General features: G+C 74.6%; 13 protein-coding genes. 8 read left to right on the top strand and 5 right to left on the bottom strand.

Going from position 1 to position 14,060, the window contains the following annotated elements:
* Positions 1-147: 147 nt before the first annotated feature.
* Positions 148-792, bottom strand: coding sequence for a helix-turn-helix transcriptional regulator (locus tag A3CO_RS39965; RefSeq protein WP_018332030.1), 645 nt, complete (start codon positions 790-792; stop codon positions 148-150).
* 209 nt (positions 793-1,001) lie between these two features.
* Between A3CO_RS39965 and A3CO_RS39395 the strand changes: the two genes are divergently transcribed.
* From A3CO_RS39395 to A3CO_RS0109565, 6 genes are all read left to right on the top strand, one after another.
* The gene (locus tag A3CO_RS39395; protein ID WP_018332029.1) at positions 1,002-1,643 is read left to right on the top strand and encodes a response regulator transcription factor; all 642 of its coding nucleotides are present in this window, start codon (positions 1,002-1,004) and stop codon (positions 1,641-1,643) included.
* A 33-nt stretch (positions 1,644-1,676) separates the two neighbouring features.
* The gene (locus A3CO_RS31165) at positions 1,677-2,516 is read left to right on the top strand and encodes a LuxR C-terminal-related transcriptional regulator (protein ID WP_157647321.1); all 840 of its coding nucleotides are present in this window, start codon (positions 1,677-1,679) and stop codon (positions 2,514-2,516) included.
* On the top strand, positions 2,513-3,121 hold the full coding sequence (locus A3CO_RS31160) for a TetR/AcrR family transcriptional regulator (protein ID WP_018332027.1): 609 nt from the start codon (positions 2,513-2,515) through the stop codon (positions 3,119-3,121). The genes A3CO_RS31165 and A3CO_RS31160 overlap by 4 nt, the downstream gene beginning before the upstream one ends.
* A 100-nt stretch (positions 3,122-3,221) precedes the next feature.
* A complete protein-coding gene (locus A3CO_RS0109575; protein WP_018332026.1) occupies positions 3,222-4,760 on the top strand; it encodes a class I adenylate-forming enzyme family protein in 1,539 nt (512 codons plus the stop codon).
* A gap of 104 nt (positions 4,761-4,864) precedes the next feature.
* A complete protein-coding gene (locus tag A3CO_RS0109570; protein ID WP_018332025.1) occupies positions 4,865-6,109 on the top strand; it encodes an acyl-CoA dehydrogenase family protein in 1,245 nt (414 codons plus the stop codon).
* A gap of 2 nt (positions 6,110-6,111) precedes the next feature.
* Complete coding sequence (locus tag A3CO_RS0109565) at positions 6,112-7,185, top strand: MBL fold metallo-hydrolase (RefSeq protein ID WP_018332024.1); 1,074 nt, start codon at positions 6,112-6,114, stop codon at positions 7,183-7,185.
* Here the strand turns inward: A3CO_RS0109565 and A3CO_RS0109560 are convergent.
* Positions 7,170-8,231 (bottom strand): ketopantoate reductase family protein, encoded by a 1,062-nt coding sequence (locus A3CO_RS0109560; protein WP_018332023.1) that lies wholly within the window; start codon positions 8,229-8,231, stop codon positions 7,170-7,172. The two genes, A3CO_RS0109565 and A3CO_RS0109560, sit on opposite strands and share 16 nt — an antisense overlap.
* Positions 8,232-8,288: 57 nt before the next feature.
* Positions 8,289-8,636, bottom strand: a complete 348-nt coding sequence (locus tag A3CO_RS0109555) for a VOC family protein (protein WP_018332022.1) — start codon at positions 8,634-8,636, stop codon at positions 8,289-8,291.
* 202 nt (positions 8,637-8,838) lie between these two features.
* On the opposite strand from A3CO_RS0109555, the gene A3CO_RS0109550 reads away from it, so the two are divergent.
* Together A3CO_RS0109550 and A3CO_RS0109545 are read left to right on the top strand one after the other, a co-directional pair.
* Positions 8,839-9,186: a YciI family protein gene (locus A3CO_RS0109550; RefSeq protein ID WP_018332021.1), complete on the top strand. Its 348-nt coding sequence runs from the start codon at positions 8,839-8,841 to the stop codon at positions 9,184-9,186.
* A gap of 4 nt (positions 9,187-9,190) precedes the next feature.
* Positions 9,191-10,429, top strand: coding sequence for an RNA polymerase sigma factor (locus A3CO_RS0109545; protein ID WP_018332020.1), 1,239 nt, complete (start codon positions 9,191-9,193; stop codon positions 10,427-10,429).
* 47 nt (positions 10,430-10,476) lie between these two features.
* Here A3CO_RS0109545 and A3CO_RS31155 read toward each other — a convergent pair whose 3' ends face one another.
* Both A3CO_RS31155 and A3CO_RS0109535 read right to left on the bottom strand, forming a co-directional pair.
* Positions 10,477-10,878 carry a hypothetical protein gene (locus A3CO_RS31155; protein ID WP_157647318.1) on the bottom strand — a complete coding sequence of 134 codons (402 nt, stop codon included), beginning with the start codon at positions 10,876-10,878 and terminating at the stop codon, positions 10,477-10,479.
* Positions 10,879-10,937: 59 nt separating this feature from the next.
* Entirely contained in the window at positions 10,938-14,060 is a 3,123-nt protein-coding gene (locus A3CO_RS0109535) for an ATP-binding protein (protein ID WP_018332018.1), read from the bottom strand.

The following is a 14,060-nucleotide window of genomic DNA, read 5'->3' as shown; positions in this document are numbered from 1 at the left end:
GTACCGTCCCCCCGCCGTCCCGGGACGCACGCAGGCGCCAGTGACGTTCGGTAGCTGTTTGCGAAGCTCTTGCCCCGAACGGGGCGCTGATAGAACCCTAAAGTCACGCTGAGCAGCCGAGGAACGTGTCATCGGATGAAATGCTGCTCACCCCGATGAAGGACTCCCGGCGTCCCCGCTCGGCGGCTGCAATCCCAGGTCACGCGCCACGCGCACCGCCTCGAGGCGGTGGTGGACGCCGAGCTTCGCGAAGAGCCGCCGGGTGTGGGACCGCACCGTGTTGCCCGAGAGGTGGAGGCGGTCCGCGATCTCGCGGGTGGCGAGCCCGTCGTTCATGAGCCGCAGGACGTCGCTCTCCCGGCCGGTCAGCGCGCCCAGGCGCCCATCGGGGTGCGCCTCGCGGTCGACGTCGCCCCGCAGCGCCCGGAGCACGGCGCCGAGGTGGCGCGACGGGTAGTGGCCCGCCCCGGTCGCGACGGAACGCACCACCGCGACCACGTCGTCGAGCGCCGGGTGCGGCGCCACCCAGGCGTCCACCCCGGCGCGTGCCGCGGCGACGGCGTCGTCCGTGTCGTCCTCGTCGGCCAGCAGGACCACGCGGGCCCGGCGGCTCTCGCCGCGCACCCGCGAGAGGACGGTCGTCCAGGCGCTCGGGCGGCACGAGGCGGCGTCGATCAGCACGACGTCGGCGCCGAGATCGACCACGACGACGTCGGGCTGACCGGCCAGCACGTGGGCCAGGAGATCGGTCAGCATCCGGTCAGCCACCACGCGCAGGGTCACGGTGGGCATAGTGTTGACGCTAGGTGACTACTTACCGTGCGTCCTCCACCATATGTACCAGCTGTCCGATTACGACGCGTGGCGCAACCCGCCGTCGTGCGTCCGGTCCACGGCCGCACGCACGGGTCGAAAAGCGAAAGGTGGTCGTTTGACCCGTCCTGCGTCCCGTCCCATGGTGGTGGTCGTCGGGGGGTCGATGCGGGGGGCAGGAACCGATGATGGACGTCGTCGTCGCAGGCGGGCGGTCGCTCGTCCTCGACCTGCTGGAGACCGTGCTGCGCGACCGTGGGCTGGACGTCACCCGCACCGCGCCCACCGCGACCGCGCTCACGGTCGCCGTCCAGGACCACCGGCCGTCGCTGTGCATCATCGAGCACCACGAGGACGGCGGACGGCCCTGCCCGACCGACCTCATCGCGGCGGTCGCGTTCCGGACCCCGGTCCTGCTGCTCTCGGTCGTGGCCGAGGACGGCGCCGTCCGCGCCGCGCAGGCCGCCGGGGCGCTCGGCTACGTCCACACCAGTGCTGGCAAGGAGGCACTCCTGGCAGCGCTCGACGACGTGCGCGCCGGTCGCCCGGCTGTCCGGCTCCCGGCGCGGACGGGGCTGCCCCGCGCCGAGCAGGCGCCACGCCGGCTCATGTCCGCCCTCACCCGGCGAGAGCGCGAGTGCCTGGCGCTGCTGGTCGAGGGCACCGGGACGCCCGACATGGCCCGGGAGCTCGCCATCTCCGAGGTGACCGTGCGCAGCCACGTGCAGTCGATCCTGCACAAGCTCGGCGCGCACTCCCGGCTCGAGGCCGCCTCGCTCGCCGTCCGCCACGGCCTGCTCGACGACGGCGGGGTCCGGCGGGTGGTCTGACGCTCCCGAGTTCCGCCCGCGGGTGCTCGGACCGTGAGTAGTATCTCTAGCCACACCGAGAACATCGAGGTGGCGGAGATGGCGGCGACGAGCACGTCCGGGCCCGACCCCCAGCTCGAGCGCGCGGTGCGGGCCGTGGCGGCGCTCGACGTCGTCGACATGGCCTTCGCCGCGTCGATGCCCTCGCCGCGGACGTTCCGGCTGGGCTACATGCACGGCCACCGCGTGGGGTCGATGGACGGGCTCGAGACGGCCGTCGGTGCCGGCCTCGGAGGCAAGGTCCTGGCCCTGGACCGGCCGCTGGCCGTCGCCGACTACGCGCGCGACCCCGGCATCACCCACCAGTTCGACCAGGCGGTCGCCGCCGAGGGGCTGCACGCCGTCTTCGCCCTCCCGGTGCGGGCCGGGAACGAACTCCGCGGCGCGGTGTACGGGGCCGTGCGTCGCCCGGTGGATTTCGGGGAACGGTTCCTCCGCGGTGCGGTGCGGGCGGTGCGCCTCGCAACGGGCACCACGACGACGGAACCGGCGGGAGTCGTGCTCGGGGCCGACGAGGTGGCCGAGCTGCGGGCGATCCTCGAGGCGACCCGTCCGGCCGTCGCCGACACCGCCGTCCGTGCCCGGTTGGATCGGTGGGCGTCGCGACTGGAACGCCACGACCATTCCGGCGCCGCGGGGGCCGCTCTCTCGGCCCGCGAGCTCGAGGTGCTCGGGCTCGTCGCGCTGGGGTGCGGGAACGCCGAGGTCGCCCGGCGGCTCCTGCTCAGCGTCGAGACCGTGAAGTCCTACCTGAAGTCGGCGATGGCGAAGCTCGACAGCCACACCCGCAGCGAGGCCGTCCACCGGGCGCGTGCCGCAGGATGGCTCTCGTGACGGACGCACCGGCCACCCCGAGCCGGATCGAGCGCAAGCGCGCGCAGCGGGTGGCCGAGCTGGAACGCGCCGCGGCACGGCTGTTCGCGCAGCGCGGGTACGACCGGACGAACTTCGAGGACGTCGCGGCCGAGCTCGACCTGCGCGGACCGAGCCTCTACCACTACTTCTCCTCCAAGGACGACCTGCTGCGGCGCTGCCTGCGGAGCTCCTCCGAGGAGGTGCTGGGACGGCTGCGCGCCATCGCCGACACCCCGGCGCCCCCGGCGGACCTCCTCCGGGCCCTCTTCCGCGAGCAGGTGCTCATCGAGGTCCGCGACTTCCCGGAGTTCGCCCCGCTCTTCCTGACGATGCCGGTGTCGGTTCCCGACATCCGCGAGCTGGTGCTCGAGGTGCGCCGCGCGCACGCGGCGATCTTCGAGGACGTGGCCCATCGGGTCGTCGACGGTCTCGGCCCGGACGCCCTGCGGGTCCGGATGTCGGTGGTGTTCGGGGCCCTCGCGTACATCCCCGAGTGGTACGACCCGGCCGGGAGCCTCGCCCCGGAGGCCCTCGCCGACGAGCTCGCCGACACCCTCCTCGCGCTCTTCTCCTCGTCTCGCTGACCCCGTCCCCCACGATCGTGGGTATCGCTGGTGTGACGCGGGCCATAGCGTCGGGCGTCCGACGGCCCGCAGGCCGCGCTCGACGACGAGGAGCACCGCCGTGGACGTCCCCAGCCTCATGCGTCAGGCCATGACCCTCTACCGCGACCGCACGGCGCTGGTGACCGAGACCGCGACCTTCACGTTCGCCGAGGCGTGGGAGCGGGGGGTCCGGCTGGCGAACGGGCTCGCGGCCCTCGGGGTGCGGCCCGGCGACCGGGTCGCCGGCCTCGAGGACAACAACCTGGGCGCCGCGGACCTGTTCCTGGGCTGCGCCATCGCGGGCGCCGTCCGGGTCCCGCTCTACGCGCGCAACGCACGCCGGTCCCACCGCCACATGATCGAGCAGACCCAGACGCGGGTCGTGCTCACGGACGCCGCGCACGCCGCCGAGGTCGACGGCCTCGACACGGAGATCGACGGACTGTCGCGCATCGTCGTGCGCGACGACGGCTACGAGGCGTGGCTCGCCGGGCAGTCCGACGTCGATCCGGAGCTCGAGGTCGCGGGCGACGACTGGTACATCATCCGCCACTCGGCCGGGACCACGGGACGCCCGAAGGGCATCGGCTACACGCAGCACGACTGGCTCGTGAACTGCCGGAACTGGTACTACCGGCTCCCGAACCTGCAGACCCACAGCGTCGTCGGGCACGCCGGGCCCATCTCGCACGCCTCGGGCTACCTGTTCCTCCCGGCCTGGCTGCACGGCAGCGGCAACCTGCTCTTCGGGGCGTTCGACGCGGCGAAGGTGCTCGCGATGATGGAGCGCCACCGCGTGACGCACATGTTCGCCCCGCCCTCGATGGTCCAGATGCTCACCGCGGAGCCGTCGCGCGCCGGCTGCGACCTCTCGGCGCTGGAGTGCCTCCTCGTCGGGGGCGCCCCGATCACCGACGCGACCGCGCTGGCCGGCCGGGCGGCGTTCGGGGACGTGCTCCACCAGGTCTTCGGACAGACGGAGGCCGTGCCGCTCACGGTGATGACGCCGCAGGAGTGGTTCTCCGAGGTCCCGGGGTCGCAGCCCCTGCGGGCGGCCGGGAAGGTGCTGCCGTTCGCGCGGCTCGAGGTGCGCGACGAGGAGGGCACCGTCCTCCCGCTGGGCGCCGAGGGGGAGCTGTACGCGCGCGTCGAGTCGCAGATGTCGGGCTTCTGGAACGACGACGAGCTCACGGCCACGCGGCTGGTCGACGGCTGGGTCCGCACCCGGGACATCGGCCGGATCGACGCGAACGGCTACGTCTACATCCTCGACCGGGCCGACGACATGATCGTCTCGGGCGGCTTCAACATCTGGCCCGCCGAGCTCGAGTCGGCCATCGCCGACCACCCCGCCGTCATCGAGGTCGCGGTCTTCGCCATCCCCGACGACCGGTGGGGCGAGACCCCGATGGCGGTCTGCCACGTCGCCCCCGGTGCCGAGGTGACGGCCGAGGAGATCATCGACCTGGTCAGCCGGCGGCTCGGCTCGTACAAGAAGCCCGGCGGCGTCGAGTTCACGCACGAGCCGCTGCCGAAGAACGTCGTCGGGAAGCTCCTGCGCAAGACCCTGCGCGAGCCGTACTGGGCGCACCAGGAGCGTCGCGTCGCGGGAGCGTGAACCACCTCGAACCGCCACTGAGCCGAGGCGGGCGACGAAAATCTAGTGGTGACTAGAACAGCGAGCGTACTGTCGGGACCTGTCGACGACCCCGGGAGCCAGCGATGACCCAGACCACCGAACGGCCCGTCGAGCAGGCGTCCGACGCGCTCCTCGGGGAGGACTACGGCGTCCCGTGGGCGCTCGAGGACCACCACCTCGAGTGGCAGCGCGCGATGCGCGACTTCTGCACCCGCGAGGTGGCGCCGGGAGCGGCCGCACGCAGCATCGAGGGACGATTCGACGCCGACCTCGCCCGCGCCGCCGGCCGCCTCGGGGCCTACGGACTGCTCGCCCCCGAGCGGTTCGGGGGCGGGGGAGCGGACCTGCGGACCCTCTGTCTCGCGGCCGAGGAACTGGCGCGCGTCGACTCCTCGCTCGCGGTGACGGTGCACGTCCAGGCGATCAGCGTCGCCCTGCTCGCCCACCTCGCGCAGGGGCGGGACGACCTGCTGGAGGAGGTCCTGCCCGCCGCCTGCACGGGCGAGACGTTCGTGTCCTTCGGCCTCACCGAACCGACGGGGGGCTCGGACGCCGGCAACATCGCGACGACGGCCCGGCACGACGGCGACGGCTGGGTGCTCACCGGCGCCAAGCAGTTCATCACGAACTCCGGCACCCCGTTCTCCCGCTACGTGATCCTCTTCGCCGCCACCGGCGACGCCGTCACCCCGGCCACCGTGGCGGCCCGCGGGCGTCGGCCGGTCTCGGCGTTCCTCGTGCCGCTCGACGCGCCCGGGGTCACCGTGGGCGGCCCCTACGCGAAGATGGGGTGGCGGGCCTCGGACACCCACCCGCTGTTCTTCGACGAGGTCCGCCTGCCGGCGGACGCGCTGCTGGGCGAGGAGGGACGCGGTTACCGGGAGGCCCTGGGCTTCCTGACGTGGGCCCGCCTCCCGATCGCCGCCATGAGCACCGGCCTCGCGCTCGGCTGCCTCGACGACGTCCGCCGCTTCGTCGCCGACCGCACGTCCTTCGGTGCCCCGCTGGGCGGTCACCAGGGCGTCGCCTTCCAGCTCGCGGACATCGCCGCGCTCGCCTCGACGGCGCGCGTGATGACCTACGACGGCGCCTGGAAGTACGACCGCGGGATGCCGATCGCGAAGGAGGCGGCGACGGCCAAGCTGGTCGCCTCGGAGGCCGCGAACAAGGCGGCGTACATCGCGACGCAGCTCGAGGGCGGCTACGGGTTCGTCCAGGAGAGCGCCGCGACCCGCCACTACCAGGACGCGCGGATCCTGACGATCGGCGAGGGCACGTCCGAGGTGCAGCGGCTGCTCCTCGCCCGCGGTCTCGGGCTGCCGGTCTGAGGATGACGACCCCGCGCGCCACGGAGATCGTCCGGGAGGCCGTGCTCGGCGCGCCCGAGGAGGCCGACCCGGCGTGGCCGTGGCACCGCCCCGGCGTCTACGCCGTCGCGCCGGGCGTCTTCCGGATCCCGCTGCCGCTTCCCGACGCCGGGCTGCACTCGGTCAACGCCTACGTCCTGGACGAGCCGGACGGCGTGGTCGTCGTCGACCCGGGCCAGGCGACCCCGGACGGCCGGGAGCACCTGGCGCGCGGGCTCGAGATGCTGGGCCGGCACCCGCGGCAGGTGCGGCGGTGCCTCGTCACGCACGTCCACCGCGACCACTACACCCGTGCCGTCGAGCTGCGACGGGAGTTCGGTCCGAGCGTCGCCCTCGGGCGGCGGGAGCAGCGGTCGCTCGCTCTCATCGCCGATCCGGCGCACAGCGTCGTCGGCGCGCAGCTGGAGCTCCTCCTGCGGTGCGGGGCGACGGGCCTCGCCCGGGAGCTGGCCGACGCGGACGACGGGGTGCCGCGGGATCTCTACGAGGAGCCGGACACCTGGATCGGGGACGAGGAGGTCCAGCTCGGGTCCCGGGTGCTGCGGGCGATCCCGACGCCGGGCCACACACGCGGACACCTGGTCTTCCGCGACGAGCTCTCCGGCCTGCTGCTGGCCGGCGACCACGTCCTGCCGCACATCACGCCGTCGATCGGCTTCGAGCCCGACGTCCCGGCCCGCCCCCTCGGGGACTACCTGCGCTCGCTCGCCCTGGTCCGCGCGCTGCCCGACACCTGGCTGCTGCCCGCGCACGGCCACGTCACCCGCAGCGTCCACCGTCGCGTGGACGAGCTCCAGGAGCACCACGCGCACCGGCTGGAGGAGACGGTCGCCCCGTTGCTGGAGCGGACCTCCACCGCGGCGGAGGTCGCTTCGCACCTGCGGTGGACCCGTCGTCGTCGGGCCTTCGAGGACCTCGGACCGTTCGACCGCATGCTCGCGGTGCTCGAGACCCGCTCGCACCTCGACGTGCTCGTCGACCGGGGACGCGCCCGCCGCGTGGACGAGGACGGGGTGGAGCGCTACGCCGGCGTCTGAGCCGCCCTGCCCAGGCCGAGCGTGCGCCGGAGGTCGTCCGCGGTGATCGAGCCGGGGCGCAGGCCGTCCCGGGCGGCCCGCCGCGCGAGCGTGGTGAGGCCGGCGTTGAGCGGCGCGGGATGCCCGGTGCGCCGGGCGGTGAGCGCGATCTCGCCGTTGAGGTAGTCGGTCTCGATGCTGCCGGTGCCGCGCATCAAGGACTGCCAGCTGGACCCGCCGAGCTGCGCCGGCTCGCCCGGCACGGGGAGGAACTCGAGGCCCTCGGGCTCCCATCCCGCGCGGGCCTCCTCCTTCCCGACGACGGCCAGGCCGGCGGCGTCGAGGACCTCCTCGGCCTCGGCGCGGGCCGCCTTCGCGATGTCCTCGGCGCCGGTGGTGTCGCCGAGCAGGGCCTCCAGGGCGTTGCCGGTATTGGCGATCAGCTTGCGGTACTTCCACGCCATGACCGCGTCGGTCGGCCGGACGAGGCAGCCCGCGGGGTCCCAGTCGTCGGAGACCGTGGCGAGCAGGTCGCGGTCGGCGGCCGGGTCGGGGGAGTGGCCGTAGCGCCCGACGTGGAAGACCCCGCGCAGCGGCGCGCCCCGGACGATGACCTCCCCGGGTTCGATCAGCACCGTCGGGAACCAGACGCACACTCCGAACACGCGGGTGGCCCGGCGCAGGGCGATCTCCTCCCCGGCCACACCATTGAGGGCGACGAGCACGGGCAGGACGTCGGCGGCCCGGCCGACCTCGGCCCCGTCCCGGTCGTGGACGGGGGCGTCGCCCCAGCTGTCGAGGACCTCGGCGGCCTGCGGGGTCTTCGCCGTGAGCACGAGGACGTCGTCAACGGTCAACCGTGCCTGATCCGTCGCGGTGGCGACCGGCACGGCGAGGGTCTCGGTGAGGTCGGGGCAGCGCAGGGTGAGACCCCGGTCCGTCATGACCCGGGCGTGCTCGCCGCGCGCGACGAGCAGGACCTGCCGTCCCTGCCGTGCGAGCAGGCCGCCGAGGGCGCTGCCGACCGCGCCGGCGCCGAGGAAGACGTACCGCGAGGGGTGATCCACGGTCCCTTCCTACGCCCCCGTCGAGGGCGAGGGCACGACGCCGACTCGCCGGTCGGGTCAGCCGGCGTCCTTCGGCCGCCACACGCCGAACCGGTTGCCGTCGGGGTCGAGGAGGTGGGCGAACTCGATGGCGCCCCCGTCGACGAGCGGCACGGCGACCGTGGCCCCGAGCTTCTCCGCCTCGCGCACGGTGGCCGCGACGTCGTCCACCTGCACGTAGAAGATCGCCCAGGTCCCGCCGCCGAGCGACGTGGTGTCCCACAGCCCGCCCTGGTCGGCGTTCACCATGCGGTAGTCCTGCGGCGAGGGCTCGCCGACGGTCCAGTCGAACAGCGCGCCGTAGAAGCGGCGGGCCTCCTCGGCGTGCGGCGTGCCGATCTCGAAGTAGTTGACGGTGGCAGCCATGGCGGACTCCTCTGGTGCGGCCGGTGGACGTGACGTCGGTGTACACCCGACCCCCGACAACGTCGGGAGTGACGACGTGCCCTTGTCCGACGCGCGCACCTCCGGAGAATCGACACCCGTCGCGCTGTCGATCCGGGGCGGTCCCCGTCGTCGGGATGGTGGACGGCCCGAACGGCGGGCCGCCGAGGAGAGGACGGACACCATGGCCCAGTACCTGGTGCTCATCTATCAGGACGAGGCCGCCGTCGACGCGGCCGGCCGACAGGCCTCGGGGGAGGTCTACGCCGAGCACGGGCAGTTCATGACGAAGTACGAGAGCGCGTTGCGCGGCGGGAACGCGCTGGAGCGCTCGTCGACGGCGACCTCCATCCGCCCCGACGGCGCCGGCGGGTTCACTGTCACCGACGCCCCCTTCGCCGAGACGAAGGAGGCCCTCGGGGGCTACTACCTCGTCGAGGCCCCCGACCTGGACGAGGCCGTCGCGATCGCGAAGCAGGTCCCGATGGCGGAGGGCGGGGTCGAGGTCCGGCCCATCCGCGTGTTCGACTGAGCCGATGACCGTCGGAGCCGCGGTCGCCGCGGCGGTCGCGGACGCGCATCGTCGTGAGTGGGCCTTCGTGCTCGCCACGACGGTGCGCGTCACGCGCGACCTCGACCTCGCCGAGGAGTGCGTGCAGGACGCGTACGCCCGGGCGCTGCGCTCCTGGGCCGAGGACGGGGTGCCCCGGAACCCGGGCGCCTGGCTGACCACGACCGCACGACGCCGGGCGCTCGACCTCCTCCGCCGCGAGGGCACCGCCCGCCGGGCGCTGCCACTGTTGGTGGAGGACGAGGAGGCCCCCGACGACGGGGGTGCGGACGAGGTCGGCGACGACCGGCTCCGGCTGGTGTTCACCGCCTGCCACCCCGCGCTCGCGCGGGAGGCGCAGGTGGCGCTCACGCTGCGGTTGCTGTGCGGGTGCTCGACGGCGGAGGTGGCCCGCGCGTTCCTCGTCGCCGAGCCGACGATGGCCGCCCGGATCACCCGCGCCAAGAAGAAGATCGCGGCGGCGCGCATCCCGTACCGGGTGCCGCCGGTCGCCGAGCTCGCGGAGCGGGTCGAGGCGGTGTGCGAGGTGGTGCACCTGCTGTTCACCACCGGCCACGCCGCCCCGGCGGGCGCCGACCTCATCCGCCGCGACCTGGTCGAACGCGCCCTGGACCTCGCCCGGATGCTGCACGCCCTGCTCCCGCGCCGCCCCGAGGTCACCGGGCTGCTGGCGCTCATCCTGCTCACTGACGCCCGCCGTGAGGCCCGTCTTCACGACGACGGGTCGCTGGTGCTGCTCGCCGACCAGGACCGTCGTCGGTGGGACCGGGCCGCGATCACGGAGGGGATCACGCTGGTGCGGGAGGCGCTGCGTCACCGGCCGCCCGGGCGCTACGCCCTCATGGCCGCCATCGCCGCCGTGCACGACGAGGCGCCCTCTGCCGACGCGACGGACTGGCACGAGATCGTCGGCCTGTACGACCTGCTCGTCGCCCTGTGGCCGTCGCCGGTGGTGGCGCTGAACCGGGCGGTCGCGATCGGGTTCGCCGACGGAGCGGACGCCGGGCTGAAGGCTCTCGAGCCCCTGGGCGAGGAGCCCCAACTGGCGGGCTACCCCTACCTCGCCGTCGCGCGGGCCGAGTTCCTCCAGCGCCTCGGGCGGAGCGACGAGGCGCGGGACGCCTACGAGGAGGCGCTGCTGCTCACGGAGAACGCCGTCGAGCGGGACCATCTGGTCGGGCGGCTGGCCGCGCTCGGGCCGTGAGCGTCGCCCTACCCTCGCCCCATGGTCAGCGGGCGGGGTGAGCAAGCTCAGCCTTCGAGGAGCTCGAGCACGCGGTCCAGCTTCGTGTCGATCGAGTCGACTCTGTCCTCGAGCCCGGTGACCTTGGTGTCGATCCCAGAGACCTTGGTGTCCAGCCCGGTGACTTTGGTGTCGAGCCCGGTGACCTTCTTATCGAGCCCGGTGACTTTGGTGTCGAGCCCGGTGACCTTCGTATCGAGCCCGGTCGCCGTGGTGCCGAGCGCCGTGACGTCGTCGCGGAGGTCGGACACCCGGCTCCGGAGGTCGGTGAGGTCGGTACCGATCTCCGCGAAGCGGTTGTCGTGCCGCCGCTGCGTGCCCTCGATGCGCGCGAGCATCTCGTAGATCGCCTGGACCTCGTTGTCGAGCTGGCGGATCTTGCGATCCACGTCCGAGGGAGAGGCGCTCATGGGCGTTGATGCTACGACGGCCGCTCTCCGGGGAGGGGCGGATTCATGTGCCCGGCCCCTCAGAGCCGGCGCACCCCGAACGGGAGCGGACCGGACCCGGTCTCGGCCCACCGGCCGAGGGTCACGGCGGCGTCGGCCCACGGCGTCCAGCCGAGCCGTCCCGCGACGTCGGCCGCGACCTTGAACGCCTGCCGGGCCGGCTCGGGCTCCCCGGCCGCGAGCAGGGCCAGGCCCTGGTAGGTCGAGACCGGACCGAGGGTTCCGGCACCGATCCCGATGACCAGGACCGCCTCCGGGTCCGCCGGCAACCCCGCGAGCACCTCCCGAGCGGTGCGTTCGTCGCCGACGGCGAACGCCGCGACCGCCGCGCAGCACAGGCCGGAGCGGTCGAAGAGCCGGTAGGGACGTCCTTCCCGACGACGGGTCCACTCGGTCAGGTGCTCTGCGGCGGTCACCGCGTCCCCGGCCTGGGCGGCGTCCGCAGCCGCCACCGCGGACCATGCGGCCACGTGCGGGTAGAACGCGGCGGCGCCGGCCGGCAGCCCGTTCAGCGACGGCAGGGTGCCGGCGAGGACCCGGGTCGAGGCGAGGTGGACGCCGTACGCACCGAACGCGTCCGGGATGCCGAGTTCGAGCCCACGATCGCGGGCCTGTTCCGCCGCCGCGTCGGCCGCCTCCGCCTCGCCGCGGGCCGCGAGCAGCGACGCCTCGACCAGCAGGCACGCCCAGATCGACCGGGCGTGCCGGTGGCGCTCGGCCGTCGCCCGCAGGCCCGAGCCGAGCGCCTCGGCGTCGTCGACCCGCCCGGCCGCGAGCAGGGAGGCGACGAGCAGCTCCTCCGCCTCCAGCCGTAGCTCCCGCTCGCCGGTCGCCACGGCGAGGCCGTGCGCGCGCTCGGCGTGCCGGATCCGCTCGCGGACGACGACGGGTTCGTCCGCCAGCTGGTTGCCCCGCAGCAGCGCCACCTCGGCCTGCAGGCGCGGGTCGTCAGGGCTGGCCGCCGCGAGCGCGAGCAGGTCGGGCATCGCGTCGGCCTCCGCGTCCCCGAGGAACTGCTGCTGCTCGACGATGAGAGCGCGCAGCACGCGCACCCGGTCGCGGCGGTCGAGGGGGAGGTCGCGGATCCGCTGGAGACGGGCCAGCCGTCGGGGGCGTCCGGCGACCGAGATGCCGACGGCGTCCGCGCCCACCGCGGCGTCGACCAGCGCGGAGACGGAGGTGGCAGGGTCCGCGACGACCGCGTCGAGGACGTCGTCGGACTCGTCGAGGCGGCCCAGCGCCTGAAGGACGAGCCCGCGGTCGACCTGCACCGCGCACGGGTCGGACGCATCGTCGGCAGCGTCGAGCAGCGCCAGGGCCTCGGCGAGCGCGCCCCGTTCCCGGGCGGTCGCCGCCGCCGCGACCCGGGCGTCCGCGACCACGTGCGGCGCCACCATCGTCGCGGCCCCCACCGCGTGCCGCAGCCGCTCGAACGGCTCCGCGTCGGTGTCGAGGTGACCGAGGCGCGTCCGGTGGAGCTGGCTGCGCTCCGGGCCGGGCACCGGTTCGGCCGCCGCGGCGGCCGTGAGCTCGTGACGGAAGGCGTAGCCCGCCCCGTCGGGGGCGACCAGGCCGAGGTCGGCGGCCGGACGCAGGGCCTGGAGCACCCGACGGACCTCGGTGCCGAGCACCTCCGCGAGCGCGTCGGCCGAGATCGGGGCGAGGACGGCGAGGGCCTCGAGCACCTCGCGGCAGTCGGCGGGGAGCCGGGCGAGTTGGTAGGCGAGCAGCGGCCGGAGCCGGTCGGGAACCGTCGGGTCGGTGCCCTCGTCGTCCAGGGTGTCCAGGAGCGCCGCCAGGTGCAGGGGATGGCCGGCGGAGCGCGTCCAGAGCGAGCCCGCGGCCTCGTCGTCGGGACGTCCCCGCCGCTCGAGGAGCTCCGCGACCGCGGCCCGGTCGAGCTCCCGCACCGGGAGCTCGTGGACGCCCGGCAGTCGGACGAGGTCGGCGCGGATTTCCTCCCACCGCGGGTGGGCGACGGCGTCGGGCTCGCGTGCCGCCACCAGGACGACGATGCCCGGGGGCAGCCCCCGGCGGGCGAGCGAGAGCAGGGTGCCGAGCGACGCCGAGTCGGCGCGGTGGGCGTCGTCGAGGGTGAGCAGCAGGGGGGCGTCGGCGGCGCGCCGGCGCAGCGCCCGGTGCACGGCGCGGCCGAATTCCGGGTCGCGGGTGGGGACCGGGGTGCCGAGGTCGTGGAGGCCCTCGGACCAGGCGGTCAGCGGGGTGTCCGCTTCGTTCCAGGCGCCGGACCCGACGACCGCTCCCCGGACACGCGCCTCGTCGCGGGCCGCGCGCAGGAGCGAGGTCTTGCCGATCCCGGCCTCGCCGAGGGCGATGACCACGGCGCCACGCTCGACGTCGTCGAGCCGGGCCCGCACGGCGGCGAGCAGCTCGGACCGCCCGACGACGGGTTCGCGTCGCCGGGTGCCGCGGCGTGGGGCCGCGAGCAGGGTCGCCTCGAGCTCCCGCAACGCCGGCCCGGGGTCGACGCCGTGCTCGACGCGCAGCGCCCGGCGCGTCTCGGCGAAGGCGGCCAGGGCCTCGACGGTGCGCCCGAGCCGGTGCAGTGCGCGCATGGCCGCGGCGACGAGCGGCTCGCGGTCGCGGTGGCTCGCGAGGTGGGGGAGGACCGCCTCGACGGCGGCCTCCGCATCGCCGGGCGCGTCGCGCTCGAGGCAGGCGTCGGCGAGCCGTTCCAGGACGCGCAGGAACCGTTCGTGGGCCTGCACCGCCACGGTCCCGAGCCGCTCGGAGGGCAGGCACCCGGGGAACGGCTCGCCCCACAGCTCGACGGCACGCCGGGCGGCGTCGATCGTCCCGTCCGACTCGGGGTCCAGTGCGTCCGCTGCTGCGCGCAGGAAGCGGACGAGGTCGACCTCGTCGTCGTCGAGGCGCAGGACGTACCCGCCGGCGGAGGCCACGAGCGAGGTCGGTGCGGCGGTGAACCGCTTCCGGAGCCGGGTCACCAGGACCTGGAGCGCGGCCGCGGGACGCTGCGGGAGGGCGGTGCCGTAGCACCCGTCGACGAGCGCGCCGCCGGAGACGGCGCGGCCCGGCGCGAGCGCCAGGTGCGCGAGGAGGGTCCGGAGCCTGACGCTACCGACGGTGACACCGTCGACCTCGACCGTGCCGAGCAGTACCAC

The organism is Actinomycetospora chiangmaiensis DSM 45062, assembly GCF_000379625.1.
In the GTDB taxonomy this organism is placed as follows: domain Bacteria; phylum Actinomycetota; class Actinomycetes; order Mycobacteriales; family Pseudonocardiaceae; genus Actinomycetospora; species Actinomycetospora chiangmaiensis.
Note: the sequence above shows the minus strand (reverse complement) of the source record. Positions and strands in the feature narration are given on the sequence as shown.

What these genes read in the sequence shown, in the direction of transcription:
- A3CO_RS0109550 (WP_018332021.1), top strand. Translation starts at nt 8,839, where the DNA reads ATGGCCCAGTACCTGGTGCTCATCTATCAGGACGAGGCCGCCGTCGAC.
- A3CO_RS39965 (WP_018332030.1), bottom strand. Translation starts at nt 792, where the DNA reads ATGCCCACCGTGACCCTGCGCGTGGTGGCTGACCGGATGCTGACCGAT.
- A3CO_RS0109545 (WP_018332020.1), top strand. Translation starts at nt 9,191, where the DNA reads ATGACCGTCGGAGCCGCGGTCGCCGCGGCGGTCGCGGACGCGCATCGT.
- A3CO_RS0109570 (WP_018332025.1), top strand. Translation starts at nt 4,865, where the DNA reads ATGACCCAGACCACCGAACGGCCCGTCGAGCAGGCGTCCGACGCGCTC.
- A3CO_RS39395 (WP_018332029.1), top strand. Translation starts at nt 1,002, where the DNA reads ATGGACGTCGTCGTCGCAGGCGGGCGGTCGCTCGTCCTCGACCTGCTG.
- A3CO_RS0109565 (WP_018332024.1), top strand. Translation starts at nt 6,112, where the DNA reads ATGACGACCCCGCGCGCCACGGAGATCGTCCGGGAGGCCGTGCTCGGC.
- A3CO_RS0109555 (WP_018332022.1), bottom strand. Translation starts at nt 8,636, where the DNA reads ATGGCTGCCACCGTCAACTACTTCGAGATCGGCACGCCGCACGCCGAG.
- A3CO_RS31155 (WP_157647318.1), bottom strand. Translation starts at nt 10,878, where the DNA reads ATGAGCGCCTCTCCCTCGGACGTGGATCGCAAGATCCGCCAGCTCGAC.